Annotated in this window: 14 protein-coding genes, 1 tRNA gene and 1 pseudogene; 3 read left to right on the forward strand and 13 right to left on the reverse strand. The window is 41.5% G+C overall.

What is annotated here, in order from left to right:
• Positions 1-43: 43 nt before the first annotated feature.
• From L2717_RS16365 to L2717_RS16405, 9 genes and pseudogenes are all read right to left on the reverse strand, one after another.
• Positions 44-985 (reverse strand): hypothetical protein, encoded by a 942-nt coding sequence (locus L2717_RS16365; protein WP_220774940.1) that lies wholly within the window; start codon positions 983-985, stop codon positions 44-46.
• 11 nt (positions 986-996) lie between these two features.
• Positions 997-3465, reverse strand: coding sequence for a hypothetical protein (locus L2717_RS16370; protein ID WP_220774941.1), 2469 nt, complete (start codon positions 3463-3465; stop codon positions 997-999).
• 4 nt (positions 3466-3469) lie between these two features.
• A complete protein-coding gene (locus tag L2717_RS16375; protein ID WP_248938110.1) occupies positions 3470-4879 on the reverse strand; it encodes a tyrosine-type recombinase/integrase in 1410 nt (469 codons plus the stop codon).
• 183 nt (positions 4880-5062) lie between these two features.
• Positions 5063-5290: pseudogene (locus L2717_RS16380) on the reverse strand (Y-family DNA polymerase); the annotation flags it as partial.
• Positions 5290-5697: a LexA family protein gene (locus tag L2717_RS16385; RefSeq protein ID WP_220775178.1), complete on the reverse strand. Its 408-nt coding sequence runs from the start codon at positions 5695-5697 to the stop codon at positions 5290-5292. The pseudogene L2717_RS16380 and the gene L2717_RS16385, both read right to left, overlap by 1 nt.
• Before the next feature lie 585 nt (positions 5698-6282).
• A complete protein-coding gene (locus tag L2717_RS16390) occupies positions 6283-6492 on the reverse strand; it encodes a hypothetical protein (RefSeq protein WP_220733435.1) in 210 nt (69 codons plus the stop codon).
• 116 nt (positions 6493-6608) lie between these two features.
• A complete protein-coding gene (locus L2717_RS16395) occupies positions 6609-7031 on the reverse strand; it encodes a type II toxin-antitoxin system VapC family toxin (protein WP_246611813.1) in 423 nt (140 codons plus the stop codon).
• Complete coding sequence (vapB, locus tag L2717_RS16400; protein ID WP_220733436.1) at positions 7024-7257, reverse strand: type II toxin-antitoxin system VapB family antitoxin; 234 nt, start codon at positions 7255-7257, stop codon at positions 7024-7026. Before vapB ends, L2717_RS16395 begins: the two co-directional genes overlap by 8 nt.
• A gap of 112 nt (positions 7258-7369) precedes the next feature.
• On the reverse strand, positions 7370-7966 hold the full coding sequence (locus L2717_RS16405) for a tyrosine-type recombinase/integrase (protein ID WP_220733437.1): 597 nt from the start codon (positions 7964-7966) through the stop codon (positions 7370-7372).
• A 105-nt stretch (positions 7967-8071) separates the two neighbouring features.
• Between L2717_RS16405 and L2717_RS16410 the strand changes: the two genes are divergently transcribed.
• Together L2717_RS16410 and L2717_RS16415 are read left to right on the forward strand one after the other, a co-directional pair.
• On the forward strand, positions 8072-8521 hold the full coding sequence (locus tag L2717_RS16410) for a hypothetical protein (protein ID WP_220775063.1): 450 nt from the start codon (positions 8072-8074) through the stop codon (positions 8519-8521).
• A gap of 12 nt (positions 8522-8533) precedes the next feature.
• A complete protein-coding gene (locus tag L2717_RS16415; protein WP_220775064.1) occupies positions 8534-9358 on the forward strand; it encodes an IS4 family transposase in 825 nt (274 codons plus the stop codon).
• Between the two features lie 1011 nt (positions 9359-10369).
• Here the strand turns inward: L2717_RS16415 and L2717_RS16420 are convergent.
• The 4 genes from L2717_RS16420 to punC form a co-directional block, all read right to left on the reverse strand.
• Positions 10370-10612 (reverse strand): type II toxin-antitoxin system TacA family antitoxin, encoded by a 243-nt coding sequence (locus tag L2717_RS16420; protein ID WP_220775001.1) that lies wholly within the window; start codon positions 10610-10612, stop codon positions 10370-10372.
• Positions 10613-11392: 780 nt separating this feature from the next.
• Positions 11393-12661, reverse strand: a complete 1269-nt coding sequence (locus L2717_RS16425) for a tyrosine-type recombinase/integrase (RefSeq protein WP_220775003.1) — start codon at positions 12659-12661, stop codon at positions 11393-11395.
• 87 nt (positions 12662-12748) lie between these two features.
• Positions 12749-12839: transfer RNA gene (locus L2717_RS16430), tRNA-Ser, on the reverse strand.
• Positions 12840-12919: 80 nt separating this feature from the next.
• Positions 12920-14191, reverse strand: a complete 1272-nt coding sequence (gene punC / locus L2717_RS16435; RefSeq protein ID WP_248938111.1) for a purine nucleoside transporter PunC — start codon at positions 14189-14191, stop codon at positions 12920-12922.
• A gap of 116 nt (positions 14192-14307) precedes the next feature.
• Here punC and punR point away from each other — a divergent pair, with 116 nt between their 5' ends.
• Positions 14308-15210 carry a DNA-binding transcriptional activator PunR gene (gene punR / locus L2717_RS16440; protein WP_220775199.1) on the forward strand — a complete coding sequence of 301 codons (903 nt, stop codon included), beginning with the start codon at positions 14308-14310 and terminating at the stop codon, positions 15208-15210.
• Positions 15211-15300 lie beyond the last annotated feature (90 nt).

Consider the following 15300-nt stretch of genomic DNA (forward strand, 5'->3'; position numbering starts at 1 on the left):
GTGAATACCGAGCCATATCGTTCTCTTTTGCCGCACCCTGTCTTTAAACATAATGATTATTTAGGGGTGACAACAATCCTGACACAGGGGGCCACCGAGGATCCTCACCTTTATCCACTAAGGTTATTCCATTTTTGTTGAGCGCCTGCGTAAATTGTTCCCATGGTTTTACGTAGCTGTCACTAGGTTTATGGCCATAGCCTTTTCTAATCCTCAGGATTTTTCTTTCTAATTCATTCTCATAAAGCGAAATCATCTGCTCAACAGCTTGTTCTATTTCATCTCTTAACCCGTAGGCTTTTACGATGTCTTCACTGTACTCTTTTAATGCCGCAAAATAGATTCGTGGGGGAATCACCACTTTTCCGTTTTGCGCATCAGAATTCACGTTATGTATCTTATGGGTTTGATGTGAAAAGTTGACCTTGAAAGGCAGCAGCCCTTTCAAGTGGACAAGGTTATTCAACCCTATAAAACAATAGCTTCTAGAAATATCATACCATCCCTCAGAAACCAAAATTTCTAAATATTCTTGATTCAATTCCTCAAACGAATTGATGCCACGTTTGATTAGCTGAGCAATATCCTTTCGAAGAGAGTTTTTTTTATTATTAATTGAAGCCAGTTCTGTATGTTTTACAGAAAACCACATCTCTGCTAATGCTACGCACTTCATTTGATTAAGCATGTGACGCCCTTTTTGATGAAGTACAATGACATTTTCTTCTTGCTTTGGCTCAATGTTAAAAATCAAGTTCGCGATCCCACTCCCTTTGTAGTCAGAATATCTAAACGCCCATATATCCTCGCCAAACAAGATGGTTTTTTTTTGATCTTGATAGACCACCATTTTATCTAACTCTTCCCAATCGCCTCGCAGTAGTGCAGGGAGAAGTTCCTGTTGTAAATAGTCGCCTCTATCACCAATCGAACGCATGGTATCTAAGGTTGAATCCATATCTTGTGAGTTTTCAAAAGACAGCATAGATATAGTCCTTATAGAAATTGGGAAATGGAAGATAACGAGTTGAAAAGTGGATAACGCCCTTTTTCTTCGAGCAAATACTCAGCTTGTTCAATGGTTTCTAATGGGAGGCCGTCAAGGTTAGCTTGAAAGCGATTTATCTTTAATTGAATTACCGAAGCGCGTTCTGGGTATTGGTCAATAGCTTCACTTAACGCATCGAGAAAGCTCAATAGTTTATAAATAGCGTAGGGATCATCAACGAGTTTGGCACTTCTGCAAAAGACACAAAGATCGTATTGATAGCAGGTAATATCTTGACCCTCTTCAATAATCCCTTTTTTTTCTGCGAACTTGCGTGCTGTATAGTGCCAATCTTTCTCGGACACCAAATCGATTTCCCCGTCGCAGCTAATGCCGTTGGGGTTTGTAGGAGCATTACGTTGTTTCCAAACATCGTATTCTAAGATGGGAATTTCCAATTCTTTCTTAACTGATTCTATAGCTTCACTGCGGCTCTTACCTTGGGCTATGTAGACTAACCCCATCATCCCTTGTGACATTTGCCTGTTGTTTGAAACAGGGTGACCGTTGGGGTAATGTCTTTCCGTTGTTTCAATATTGTGCTGCAAAATTTTTCGGGCTGTCCACCCTTTTTCTTCTGCTTTATACTCTAAGTTAGAATGAGTAATACGAATCCTACTGGCTGTAATATTTAGAAAGTAATCACCGCGACCAATACCACATAAATTTAATAGAATTTTGCGAATCGGAACCTCACCCTCTGACCACTGATAAGTAACATGCTTACCACCCATCGGTAGTAAGTAAGGCAGTCTGGTTGTTGAACTCCCCCCACCAAAACCATAATTTTTTCTAGGTAAAGGGTTTCTGGTCGCAGCATAGCGTTCGACCAATTGAAGAAAATGTCTGTATTTAGCTGCAATAATGAACTCACCTAACGAGCCATCAGCGTATTTGAAAGAAACGGTGATCGCTCCATCGAAATCTTTCTCTGAATAATTAAGTGGTATCAGCGCGTTCCGCAGTGAAACATCAGTCATACATGACAGCGCTGCGTAAGCAATCGGCATTGTTCTTATTGTTACAACTTGCTTATTAAGATCGGTGACATTTGATTCCATCGTGTGTACACCATCATCTCGTTTAATCTTGTTAAACGTAGTCATCTTTTGATCTTCAACAATGTCGGTATAGGTTTTTACTAGATGGTCGATCAACTCAGCTCTGCTCTCAGAAAGCAAATTTAGGTTCTTTGATAATTGGAATGAAGCTCCAGATACATCAACTTTGCCTTTATCACCTTCGCTATTGAGGAAATATATCAGAGTGTCATAAGGGTCTTCGCTGTAGGTTTTCGAGAGGAGTTCGAGTGCTCGAAGAAAGGTGATTCCGTCAGCTTCTCCGACAGAGTCGCGCTTATTGATGTCAGCGACAATAAACCCAGCTTCATCGTCTTTGGCTTCGGGATGAGAGTTTTCCTCAGTGCCTGAAAATAACGCTTTTACATCTTTTGAAGCGCGGCCTTTATAAGCGCGGACTTGAGCAACTTTTGATGTCCGACTATCTTTATTTGGCGTAACAAATTTAATTGGGTGGCGAACTTGTCTAATCACTGAGTCGTTAAATGCAGTGTAATAGGCAAACAGAGTGTAAGCTGCTGCCATACATTGATTAAAAGGACTCGCTAAGCCATCTAACGCTGAACAATTTTTTCTCCCAAGTGTAATCGTGATGTCACGGTTATCTTTTCTTTCAACCACAATATTATCGAGATGTTGAGGTGGTGGAGAATCAGGATTTTCTTCTTTATATGCAATAAGTTGAGTTGCCAAAGAGAAAAAGAGAAGCTGAGTGCGTCTAACTAGTGCATACCATTCTCTTGATGTATAAGGTTGTGTAGCAAAATCTACAATCTCACCATTAAAGCTCTTGAGCGTGGCTTGCATGTCTGACACATCAAAACCAAGTATTGGAAGTAGCGAGTCGAGATTCATCTTTTTTTGAAGAGCTGAAAATTCCAACAAACCAAACTCTTCGCCATTATGATACTGAAACTGATATTTTTTAGGCTCATTAGCAATATCAACTAAGCGCCGTAACTCTCCAGAGTTACCAGCGTAAGAAAGGTATCCAGCCTGACTAAAAGGGGCGAACTTCTTAATGTCGCAAAATGCTATATAAGCCTTTAAAGCGCTTAATTTAACCACTAGAGACCATGCATTGGTTTCATTTTTCTTCTCTTGATCAACCCATCTTTTTAGCTTTTGCATTTTTTCTAATCGAGAGGGCTTAGCTAATGGTTTTTTTGGATCACACTGTTCATGACACCAATAAAGAAAATTGTGTTTTGTGCTGTTCAGCTTCCCTTCTGGCCGTATATCAACGTTCAAATCTAATGAAGTAACATTATTCTTAGTAATCGGCGGAGTGGGTAATTTATTTTGATTTCTTGATGCTGCTAATCGACTTTTGGCCATGTAATCACCTCAACGATTGTTGTGCGAATTTATTTTTACGCTGAGAGAATTCCAACCATGTTTTATTGTCATTCATATAGTTAACGTATTTTTGGGTGGTAGCTGTGCTTTCATGCCCCATCAAATCAGCTAACTCCTGTAACAAGGCTTCGAAGGGCTTAGCTGTTTCCATGTGTTTGCCGTATAGCCAGTCGGTTGCAAAAGTGGCACGTAAATCATGAGAGGAAAAATAAATATCAAGCCCACAGTGTGCTAAATCGTTACGGATAGTTTCCACATACTTTTGAATGGTGTTTGGAGCATAGATATTGCCATTTGATTTTACGAATAAGTGGTTATGGCGAAGTAGTCCGTTTTGAATAGCCTTCTTTCTCCCCTTACTCAATTTGTACTCGTACAGCAGTTCCATAACCTTAGCTGGGATTTCAATTGATCTGTTTTTTTTAAATTTGGTTAAACAACCGTTAATGTTCTCACCAATTTGCACTTTAACTACTTTAGCTTTTGGCTTGTCCACGACAGAGGCTGGAAATGTTATCAATTCCTCCAATCTCAATCCCGTTTCAGTCTTTACGTACAGCATGAGAGCTTTAGTATCAGTCGAGTTTCCAACATCAAGGTATTTATAAAGCTCTTGCTTTTCATCTTCACGAAGTGGATTAAGTTCTCTGAGATCAGCTTCTTGAGGTTTTTTGATGCTTTTAAATGGTTTAGTGAGACCTGTGGTATATACAGTAATCTCCTTACTGTGATAGCGGTTAAGATGTGAGAGCATTTCATGCTGAGATCTCTTTCCTTTGCTGCTTATGCGAACAGTCTTTGCCTTAAACTCAAATGGTCGAAAGGTTTTGCTGATTGAAATGATCCGCTGGCGATGAAGGAAGATGAAGTAATTAACAACTTTCAAAACATAGTTAGAAGCTGTACTTGGAGAACCACCAACTTTTCCATTTTCATCCCTGGTATAAAGGTTTTCCAGTAAATAGTCTCGATATCTCACGATTGGACTTTCCTCTACCTTGTCGGTGCAGTCATATATTGTTAACGGACATTTTTTATCAACCAGCAGTCCTGTCCTTGGGTGAGTATGTTCGGGGATTTCCGTATTCAGCCACCGATAGAAGCTCAATAGCGCAACTGCATGAGATTGAATTGTTTTATCTGAGGATATATCAGGGTCTGCCAACAAAGAGTGAAGATATAGATTAACCGGCACCACATTGATGCCATCGAGGTCTATTAAAATTGGAAGTTCATGAGCAAACGGTTTTGAGTTATCCCTAACGTCATGGATGATTTCGCCACTGTCAGGGTGTGGCTTACTGATAAATGAGGGATATTTATCACTATTAATCCATATAAGACAGTAGTCAAAACCGAAGTCATCTGGAAACGACTTATTCTGCTCAATCATATTAACACCTAAATCATCCGTTATTCACACTGATAAGCCTTGCTCAAGGGGTACGCGTTCATCCATCTACTTTTTCAAGATATCCAGACAAACAGTAAAACTGTAACTACCTATCTTCTCTTCGTCTAATTTATTTATCATGAAAAATTCCAACATGTGGCATCTAAAAAAATTCCCAACTGTAAGTTCATAGTTACTTGAACAAACAATGACACCAAGTTTTGTACACAGGTCTTTGACCTGAAAGTATGGCGCAAACTTAGGAACCCCAAGTTCTTTCGCTTGCTTGTTTGCCGCTACAATGCAGCCATCGTTGTTGCTCAACACAATCATTGGCTTACCACGCCAATCAGGTCTAAATACCTGCTCGGCGCTGCAATAAAAACTGTTGGCGTCTACCAAGGCAAACATCAGATGTCCGCTAATAATGGACTTTGGCGATGGCAACGAACAGAACGAATAACAACACCTTCAATCGTAAAGCTATCGTAGTCGTGAATAGGCTGTGGTTGGTGTTGTTCATTCGATGACAGCAGCATGCGATTGGCTTTATCGAGGATTTTACATACAAATTCACCGTTGAAATTGGCAACAATGACATCACCATGACGCGCGGTTTCCTGACGGTCAACAATCAATATATCGCCATAAAAAATGCCCACGCCCTGCATTGAATCACCTTTTGCGACACCAATAAAGGTCGCGCTGGGATGCACAACTAACAGCTCATCAAGGCTCAGACCCAACTGACTATATTCAGTTGCTGGGCTTTCGAAGCCAGTGATACCGGCACTGGCATAGATGGGGATAATACGCATAGTTAACACCACTGTTTTTATATACAGTGATTATAGGCGTTGTTAGGTAACTGGCAAGAATTATTGTGATGTTTCGATGTAACACCATTGGTTCTTTTCTTTATCAAACCCCACGTCAAAATTCACCGCGGTGGTGTCACCCGTCTAGCCTGTGCCCCTTCGGAGTCTGTCTATCTGTACGTCAAGGCAGTAGTGCTCTCGAAATGACTTAGCCCAAGCACTAAGAATTAGAACCGCACTATGATCTATTTGAAGCTCAAATACATCGACAGAAACACCATCAGATGTTTTGACCTTATGGCCTGCTTTTTTTAACCTGACTGTATGTGGAAGGGGTGCAGACATCTAAACTCACTTCGCTCGATCTCGAACAACTGTATCCATCCACAGGACGACTATTATTAAATTACAACGCTATTTTAAAATCAGCATTTAGGAGACTAAATTCAATTCAGATCTAGGTCTATGCTTTTCGGCATCAGCCATTTCCAATTAAAGACTCTCTAAATTCATACCCTATTTTCCGTTATCAAAAAAGTCCTTTACCCACTTAATCATAGGTTCCCTAACGTAGGTTACTACGTGCTACTTCAAACTAAGAAGCGCATTAACAAGTTTTGAATTTTCAGCATTTTCAGCATTTTCACTTATTTTAAGTGTGAATATATTTTCATTGTCAACAGCAGATTTATTGAGTTTGTTTAAGTGCTCACCTATTATAAGATAGTGATCACCTGTCAGTTTATCGTGAGAGCATTTAGTCATAAATGAATAGAGTTCATTATCTGTATTCATTTGCTCAAAAACACCGACCAATAAACTATCAATAAATACTTTATTTACCCCTGTTGCAAGATTTTTTTAATCACTAATGTCATTCTAATTCCCTTAATTTAATCAATTTCCGTTGGTTACTGTACCCAATCCTCAAACACGAGTCCGTCTACACGTTGGAACTCGCACACGTTGTTTGTCACAACAACACAGCCAGTAGAGAGAGCGTGTCCAGCTATGGCCGCATCGTTATTGCCGATCGGCGTCCCCTTGACTGCGAGGTTAATTCTTATCGCTGTAACAGCGTCTACAGCGGCTTTGTCCCACGTTAAGATTTCATCAATACGTTTTAGGAACTCTGCGACCAATACAGCATGTTTAGGTGATGCCTTTTTACCAATCAAGCCAAATTGGATTTCTTGATACGTGATAGCTGAGATCACAATACGGTGCTGTTTATTAACTGCGACTTGTAGCTTTTGCAGTACAGATAAAGGCTGTTCGCGCATAATGAATGAGCAAATGCACGTATCGAGCATATAGTTAATTTTCTTACTCAAAATTAAAGCGCCCTTCATCAGTAACCACGTCTTGACGATCAACCATAAAGTCATCATCAGCTTTTTCTTGCACTGCGAATGACAGCCAGTCAGGGCGAATTGGACGCAACGTGATTACGTCCCCGTCTTTAAGGATTTCAAGTTCATTCACGCCATCAAAGGCCATATCTTTTGGCAATCGAACCGCTTGGTTCTGACCATTTTTAAATATTGATACTGTTCTCATAATAATCACCCTTCAAGCATATGTTTACCATATGCACAATATATGGGGTTGCTAGCATATGTCAACCATATGCTAGCGGTTTAGAAGGAATTTTTCGCAATTTCTCCCATTACTATTGGATCAGTAGTTTGTGCGTTGTCTCAAGTGTCTTATTACCTAACATGTAATGAATATGGGCTATATCGTACCCTTGGCGGTGCAGCTCAACAGCAAACGCTCTACGGCCTGAAAGCACACTAGGCGACTCAGTGCCTGCATTCCTTAAAAGCATCTTGATATGACGGTTTAGCGCGTCACACGAATAGCTATCACTGCCAGCGGAGGTATGCTTGCGAACGATTGAAAATGATCTGTTTTGATATGAGTAAAACAAAGCTGTATCAGGATCTAGGCTGCGGTACTGGTCTGGATTGTTCCCCAAGCCAATGCGATTTTTAACGCGATATGTCAGGTATTGGTTTAGATACTCACGCAAGCGTTCACTAGACAAATAAAACTCGCGCTCTGCGCCTCTGACTGTGTATAACTTGGTTAGCTTCCCTGACTTGCTCAATACGTCTTTGAGCTGGATGCGGTTGATTTCGAGTGTACTACACGCTGAACCGAAGAAGAACGCCAGCAAACACTGATCACGTTCTGGCTGCTTGCTGTTTTGCTTTGTGACTTTGAACAGCCAATCACGCTGCGGCTTCTCGATTAGTTGTGGCAATGCTCATAGACAGGATCTTAAGAATAATCCTATGAAATAGATAGCAAAATGGCTCTTGCTGTGATCTGATTTAGTCGCCAAACAAAACCACACAGACGAAGAGCCGTGCAACATAATTTCATATCCGAGCGTTTACGCCAACTGTTCAATGAAAGTTATCTCAATAACACCGCCAAAGAACTGGGATTTTGCCGTCGATTGCGGGCCATTCAGCCTTTACCACTACTGACCAGCTTGGTCTCTGCCATGGGAGAGGCGTCCGTTGACTCTATCGCTACGCTTCACCGTAGCTTTAATGGTATTGGCATGGATGCAACGCTGAATGTCGCTTATAAACCCTTTCATAATCAGTTGCGTAAAAAAGAGTTTGCTCTGTTTACTCAACGTGTCACCTGCAGGGCGATGGCACTGTTGCGGACACCGTTCAAACAGGCACTGCCTGCAAAACTGAGCCAGTTCAAGGATATCCTTATTCAGGATGGTTCGTCTGTGGTGCTGCATCCCGAACTGGCAGAGATTTACCCCAATCGGTTTGTGTTGCCATCGCCGGCGTGAGTCAAATGTCATATGACGATGTCACTCTTATCTGAGCAACCTGTCAGCCTGACACTGACGCCAGACCGCACCTCTGAGCGCACGTATCTGCCTAAAGCTGAAACGCTGATGGATACCCTATTGCAGGCCGATGCTGGCTATATGGATCTGGATTATCTAGCAAACTTAACCCGTCACGGCGGCTATTTTCTGATGCGTGCAGGTAAACACCTCAACCCGAACGTAATGCAAGCCACAGATGCGAAAGGAAAAATACTCGACAAACTGGCCAATAAACCGCTGAAGGAAGTACTGAGGAGCAAGGGCCGCAAGCGTGCTGTACTTGACTTGGATGTGGCTTGGAAGTATTACTCATGTCGCATGGTCGCTATTTGGCATCAGCAAGATAATCGTTACCTGTGCTGGTTAACCAACCTGCCGCGCCCCCGTTTTAGTACCGAAGATATTAGCAAGCTGTATCGACTGCGTTGGCAGGTGGAGCTGTTATTTAAGGAATGGAAAAGTCATAACAATCTCAAACGATTTAGTACTGTTCAGCCTCACCTCGTGGAAGAATTGATCTGGTCTAGCCTGCTCAGCTTATTGCTGAAGCGTTATCTATGCCGTGCCGCCGCGCAAAAAGTGGCCCTGAGATTGTCGATGTTTAAAATGGCGAAAACACCGATAGGCTGGTTTGAACCGATAATGAAATCCTTAGCGTTACAGGCCAAAAGTCAACTTGAGGCTGACGCAGCGTGGGCGATAGAATTTATAGGCAAAACGTGCAAACGCAGTCAACAGGCAAAATCAAGGAAAGACAATAGCTTGGATGACATTTGGCGACACTTAAATGCTTAAGGTCCAGTGTATGTGGCAGGCCTAAATTACGAAGGGATCCGCTAGGTCGCAGCATTTCACTAATGCAAAAATATTTAAATGAGGCGGGTAATGTCTATACTGCATTTCTAAAAACTGAGGAACACTGTCGTCAATAAAATATTAAAAAATTAAAAAATTTTATTTTACGCCTCTATTCTTTGATCTCAAAAAAAACTTTTTAAAGCTCTTTATTGATCTCAATGAAAGCTCTTTCTTGTTGTTTTACCAAATTCTAGCAAACAACGCTAGAATTTAATTAACCCAGCTCAGTAAGGTCTGGGTTAGCTCTTGATTGTATATATATATAGCCATCACATATATAAATATATGTGATAAAGAAAGATCAAAATCATTTTACAAGTTTCATTTTTTCTGTCAATAGCAAAATGGATTTATCTTCATTATATTTTCAAAATGTGATCTCCACACTTGATTACGTTAATTAGTAGTTATCAGTAAAGAGATCAACCTGAGTTTAGCAACTTAAAACAAACAAATATAACGAAAAAGCGACAACCATGTAGAGGTAATCAAATTCTTCTCAATAATCTCATCATATGAAATTTGTATCTGTAAGCCAATTAGATCCCATAACTTTTCATGATAAGAATTAAAACGTTTCTGTTTAACTTACGCCTAGCGCTTTATAGGCAGCATCTGTCGAGTCTTTTAAAAACTGACCTGGAACTTTGTGAATGTTTCAGAAGGAACTGTCGGGGGAATATCGCTTGCTGAATACATGGACAATAAAATGGTTAAACCATTTAATAAAAAAGACCTCTAGCCGCCTGTGGCGGTGAACATACGTGGAGTATATCAAAAATGATATACTGCTTTCTAAGCAGCCTGTGTGTAGTGGCTAAGTAATATTGGTCACCGTTTTAGATTCCTTCAAATCATGTGATATTAGAAATATCTACAACAAACCGAAGTGAATATGTTTCGATTGAGCAACAACATTAACTCTCTTCGGGGCAAAAATGCCTCGGTTTATTCCCAAGGCGCTTTTAGTTTAAACAGTTTTTTGAGAGCTTCTACCTTGGCTGGCTCTGTCTCTGAACTCAGATATGTTACAAACTTTTCGAAGTCGGCGTCGTTTAACGCTATTAGTTCAGCTTTTTCTAGCATTTCAGTCCATTCTTTAATACTGACTTCACTAAGTTCATCTGAATGTGCTGTATAAGAAGTCATACTTTCTAGCAATTCTTTTTCAGTTAAGTTTTTTTTAGTCATCACAAATCCAAGGAACTAATTTTGGTTAGCCGCATTATAGCAATTATCGGTTTATCTGATTCAAATTTAATCTGCGGTTAGCAAAAAATGATTCTGCATTAAAGCAGACGCTTAAGACATTCAAAGGTGTTCCTTTGAGTGTTTGCATTGGAAAAGTCACCATATCGTCATCGATACTTAACTGCTCCCAAATAATAATTTGACCTTCCTTGTCTCGTAAACACCTAAACTCTTTTAATTCTGAGCATCTTCTTTTTAATTCCAGCCATAATTCAATGGACATATCATTAGAGCGCGCTATTTTGTGAAACGCGGAAAATTTCGCTTTATATCTCTTACTCGCATAACGCATATAGCCCCCGAATCTTACGGTATTGTTTAGAAGGTATCTTAGCACGGCGGCTCCTTCTAAATGCTTCAACTATCTCACATAACGCTCCAGTTAAAATCACTTGCTCACTCTTTTTTACAAACTAATTTCGCACTCAGTGAGAGCGAAAGATTTTACTCCACTCTACCCTATAGCTGATGAATCATGGGCTGCAGAGCATTTAAGGTTAAGCGGTTAGCTAGTCATCGTTTGAAACAGTTGTTTACTTTGTCTGTTATTTTTCGCACTCAGTGACTGCGAATGTATTGACACTCGATATTGACTCGCACTCTGCTGTAGCGAAATGTTGACAGTTTTGACTGCGTTTGTGCCTCGTTTGGCACGGTTGCTGCCAAATGAGGCAATGCACAATTCAGTGCGTCACTTTAGCTATTAACACCAACCGGACATCAAATATCGTATGTTAGTTTGGCGATGTATTGGCTCAAACTGCTCACATTAATGTCTTTACCATAGCGGCTGTAGGTGATGTTTGGATTCGCGTGGCCAACAAGCTGCGCCACGATATGCTCGCTAATATCTAATTGCTTCATGCTGTCGATAAAGGTGTGCCTGAATGAGTAGGCTGTAGGGCGTGCATTAGGTTTCATGCCTATCTTTGTTTGTAACGTTGAAAGCTGTTTACAGTATTGATATGACCAGTCTTCCGTCTGCCCGACTTGTTTATAACCAAACAGCTGACCATTTTGGTGTGCTCTGCTAGCAACAAAGGCCATAAAGCCGCGTTTCAATAAATTGGCGTGTATCGGCACTTCCCTCACCGCATTGATGTTTTTAAGGCGCTGACCTTGACCCCCTTCACTGATTGCAATATACGTTGAGTCATTTACCGATTTAATGTCACTAATGCGCAACTGGCACGCTTCTGACGGCCTTAAGCCACTATGGAGCATCAGCAGCGTCACCCACTTAAAGTCGTCGTCACTTACGCGGTACTCTGCACTATCAAATAAGCGCTTAAGCTCCAGCGTTGACCATCTGTCCCTTGCATCGCTCGCCTTTGCTTTCGGCTTTTGCCCTATCGTCACGCTTTCAAATGGGTTTTGAGTGCAATAGTTCATTAATTTGCACCACTTGAAGAACTGAAATGTGGCGGCTAAGTACTCTTTATTACTTTTATAGCTGCGACCTTGCGTTAATAACGTATCCCGATACTGCATCGCATCGGCACTGGTGATGTGGGTGACCTGAGTAGCGGAAGTAAATGTGATGAAGTGTTCAATGCGTTGGGTCAGTTGCTTTACCGACAATAAACGAATGCCCGCCTTGTGTTTTGACGCGACAAACTGCGTGAGAGCCTCGTTGAAGCAGATTTGAGGTTTGGGCGGAATAACCTCAACCTCGCGCGCAGGCGTTAATTTACTCTGCCGTTGAGGAATTATCGAGCTAGGACGGTCTATTTGCGCGAATTGTGTGCGTAGCTGATTAATCACCTCATCAACGTAACGAATAAAATCATTAATGCGTGTGTGCTCATCAATCGATTTAATCAGTTTTTTGAGAGTTCCAGCGACATCAATGTTACGAATAACCGCTTCAGAGCGGTCACGAGTTAATAATGAGACTTTAACATCGAAAGGAAAGCCGATATCGCGTAAGGATTTGGCTAAACAGATACGAGTGAAGTACACGTTGTTGGGAGCGCGATAAAGATACATTGTCTGAGTCAATCCTCATGGAGAGTCTCTCAAACGCCACGAACAAAAAAAGCCGTTGATAATCAACGGCTTCTCTCGTATTTAATATGGCGGAGGAGTAGGGATTTGAACCCTAGGTGGGCTATAAACCCACGCCGGTTTTCAAGACCGGTGCATTAAACCACTCTGCCACCCCTCCGAACGAGACGCATAATATAAGTTAGTTTATTAGCTGTAAAGCACTAACTCAATATTATGCATCAAGTGCTGGTATTACATTCAATCTGCTGGATTTTGTTTCACATTTGGCGTTATGCCTACGCGAGCAGTATCAGGCTTGGTGAAATGTTTAGCAAAATCGCCCCATTCTTGCTGACTCTTAAGAATGTAGCCCGCTATCACTAAGACAGCGCAGCTTAAAATTCCCCAGCCAATTGCGACTTCGCCAAGGCTTGCCCACACGGCCACTAAGCTAGATGCACCAAAAGCGATACTGATCTGCAAGAAGTTCTGTAGTCCTGCTGCTTTGGCGGCGTTCTGACTAAATTGCTGCAGTGCGCTGTTAACCACGATAGGGTAAATTGCCCCATTGGCTGCGGCTAAAATAGAGAACGATATTAGCAGTGGAAAAATAGTACTTGCAGGGAACACTAACGTAAACAATGCAATAGAGATTACACAGGCGCCAAATACCGATAGCAAAATATTTAGAGTTTGATTAGCACCAACACGTTTTATCAGCAACTTACTCGCATAACCGCCAACAATAAACATTATGGTTTGTGGAATGAAGCTTAAACCAATTTCTTTTGCCAGATAACCATGCTGCTCCATAACAATCGGCCAAACGGTTAAATAGGCAAAGAATGCACCCGAACAGGCACCAAAAATCACAACGTTACCGACATAACGGGTGTTTTTCAAAATATGCCAATAAGATACGGCAGTGTGCTCGCTGTGTTGATGTTGAGTCTTACCTGGGACAAAATATAACGTCATTAAAAGCAATAAAAACGCGATAATACACAAAGAGATAAAGATTGCACGCCAACCTAGCTCACTCAGAATAAATGCCCCAAGAATAGGTGCAAGTGCCGGTGATAAGGCGACCAGTGGCATAATATTGCTGAAAATACCTTGGGCTTTATCTGCATCATATTGTTCAACAACAATAGCTTGCCAAATAACCCCTGCACTACAAGCGCCAATTGCTTGGAAGAAGCGTGCGGTATTGAGCATTAAAATAGAGTCACTGTTGGCAATAAAGATGCTGGCAATGGCAAAGACCACCAGACCAAAGATGAGTGCCCAACGTTTGCCTATTTTGTTGACTAAAGGCCCGTAGAGTAATTGTCCCAGCGCAAGACCAGCAAGGAAACATGTCAACGACATGGCAACTTGTGATGGTGTACTATTAAATGAACCTTCAATTGCTTTGAACGCAGGAAGATACATGTCAGTGGCAATGAAACCCAGCATACTCAACATGGCTAAATAGAAAAGAAACATAAAGAATTTAATGTTTGCAAAGGTGTTACTAGACGTTTTCATAAAATAATCGTGTCAGATTGACTAAGACCGGCAGTCTAATAGCTTGTTAAATCCATGGGAAACGTTTATTTTTGACATATGTTATCAATAATTTTCATTGGAATGGGCGCCCGGTTATGCTTTCAGAACAAACGCTAGAACTCATTGACATTGTGGCTCATGTAGGAAGTTTCACCGCGGCGGCGCATCGGCTGCATAAGGTGCCCTCTGCCGTGAGTTACGCAGTTAAGCAAATAGAGGAAGAACTCGGCGTTATTCTCTTCGAACGCCACCATCGTAGCGTGACGTTAACCCCTGCGGGTGAGCATTTTGTTAAATATGCTCGAACGCTACTCACGCAGATGGATGAGATGAAACGCGGAACACAACGCGTGGCGAATGGTTGGCAACCGACTTTATCTATAGCGCTTGATAATATTGTGCGGGCTGACAGGATAAGTGTACTGATCGCTGACTTTTATCGTCATTTCCATGATATTGAATTAATTATACGCATCGAAGTATTTAACGGTGTATGGGAAGCGCTGGCTACAGGCCGCAGTGATATTGCGATTGGCGCGACTACGGCTATTCCGGTCGGTGGTGTTTATCAATATAAAGATATGGGCCAAATAGAGTGGGCATTTCTGGTCAGCAAAAATCATCCCTTAGCTAATATTGATCGCCCCTTAACAGACGATGAGTTGCGCCCTTTTCCCTCGATTTGTTTAGAAGATACTTCACGAGAAATCCCTAAGCGGATGACTTGGCTGCTGGAAAATCAACGCAGATTAGTGGTGCCAGATTGGATCCGCGCCATTAATTGTTTCCGCGAGGGTTTAGGTATTGGTTATATGCCCGTGCATTTGGCGAGTGTATTTATTAAAGCGGGCGCCTTAATCGAGAAACAGCTTGAAAACCCTAGGCAAATAAGCCCTTGCTGCCTTGCGTGGAATGCGGACAAAATGTCACCGGCACTGGCTTGGGTGCTTGAGTATTTAGGCGATACAGAAAAATTACATAAAGAGTGGTTAGCTTAAGTTTGATTTAAACTCAGTATGCTGTTGTAGCGAACTAAGCGCGATGACTTTCGCCCGTATTTCAGGTACGCTATTATGATACTCATCAGA

Source organism: Shewanella glacialipiscicola (assembly GCF_023283485.1).
GTDB classification, from domain to species: Bacteria; Pseudomonadota; Gammaproteobacteria; order Enterobacterales; family Shewanellaceae; genus Shewanella; species Shewanella glacialipiscicola.

Excerpts from the sequence above, each read along its gene's own strand:
- vapB (WP_220733436.1), bottom strand. The coding sequence starts at position 7,257 with ATGAGAACAGTATCAATATTTAAAAATGGTCAGAACCAAGCGGTTCGA.
- punC (WP_248938111.1), bottom strand. The coding sequence starts at position 14,191 with ATGAAAACGTCTAGTAACACCTTTGCAAACATTAAATTCTTTATGTTT.
- L2717_RS16415 (WP_220775064.1), top strand. The coding sequence starts at position 8,534 with ATGACGATGTCACTCTTATCTGAGCAACCTGTCAGCCTGACACTGACG.
- L2717_RS16420 (WP_220775001.1), bottom strand. The coding sequence starts at position 10,612 with ATGACTAAAAAAAACTTAACTGAAAAAGAATTGCTAGAAAGTATGACT.
- L2717_RS16425 (WP_220775003.1), bottom strand. The coding sequence starts at position 12,661 with ATGTATCTTTATCGCGCTCCCAACAACGTGTACTTCACTCGTATCTGT.
- L2717_RS16390 (WP_220733435.1), bottom strand. The coding sequence starts at position 6,492 with ATGAATACAGATAATGAACTCTATTCATTTATGACTAAATGCTCTCAC.
- punR (WP_220775199.1), top strand. The coding sequence starts at position 14,308 with ATGCTTTCAGAACAAACGCTAGAACTCATTGACATTGTGGCTCATGTA.
- L2717_RS16370 (WP_220774941.1), bottom strand. The coding sequence starts at position 3,465 with ATGGCCAAAAGTCGATTAGCAGCATCAAGAAATCAAAATAAATTACCC.
- L2717_RS16375 (WP_248938110.1), bottom strand. The coding sequence starts at position 4,879 with ATGATTGAGCAGAATAAGTCGTTTCCAGATGACTTCGGTTTTGACTAC.
- L2717_RS16385 (WP_220775178.1), bottom strand. The coding sequence starts at position 5,697 with ATGCGTATTATCCCCATCTATGCCAGTGCCGGTATCACTGGCTTCGAA.
- L2717_RS16365 (WP_220774940.1), bottom strand. The coding sequence starts at position 985 with ATGCTGTCTTTTGAAAACTCACAAGATATGGATTCAACCTTAGATACC.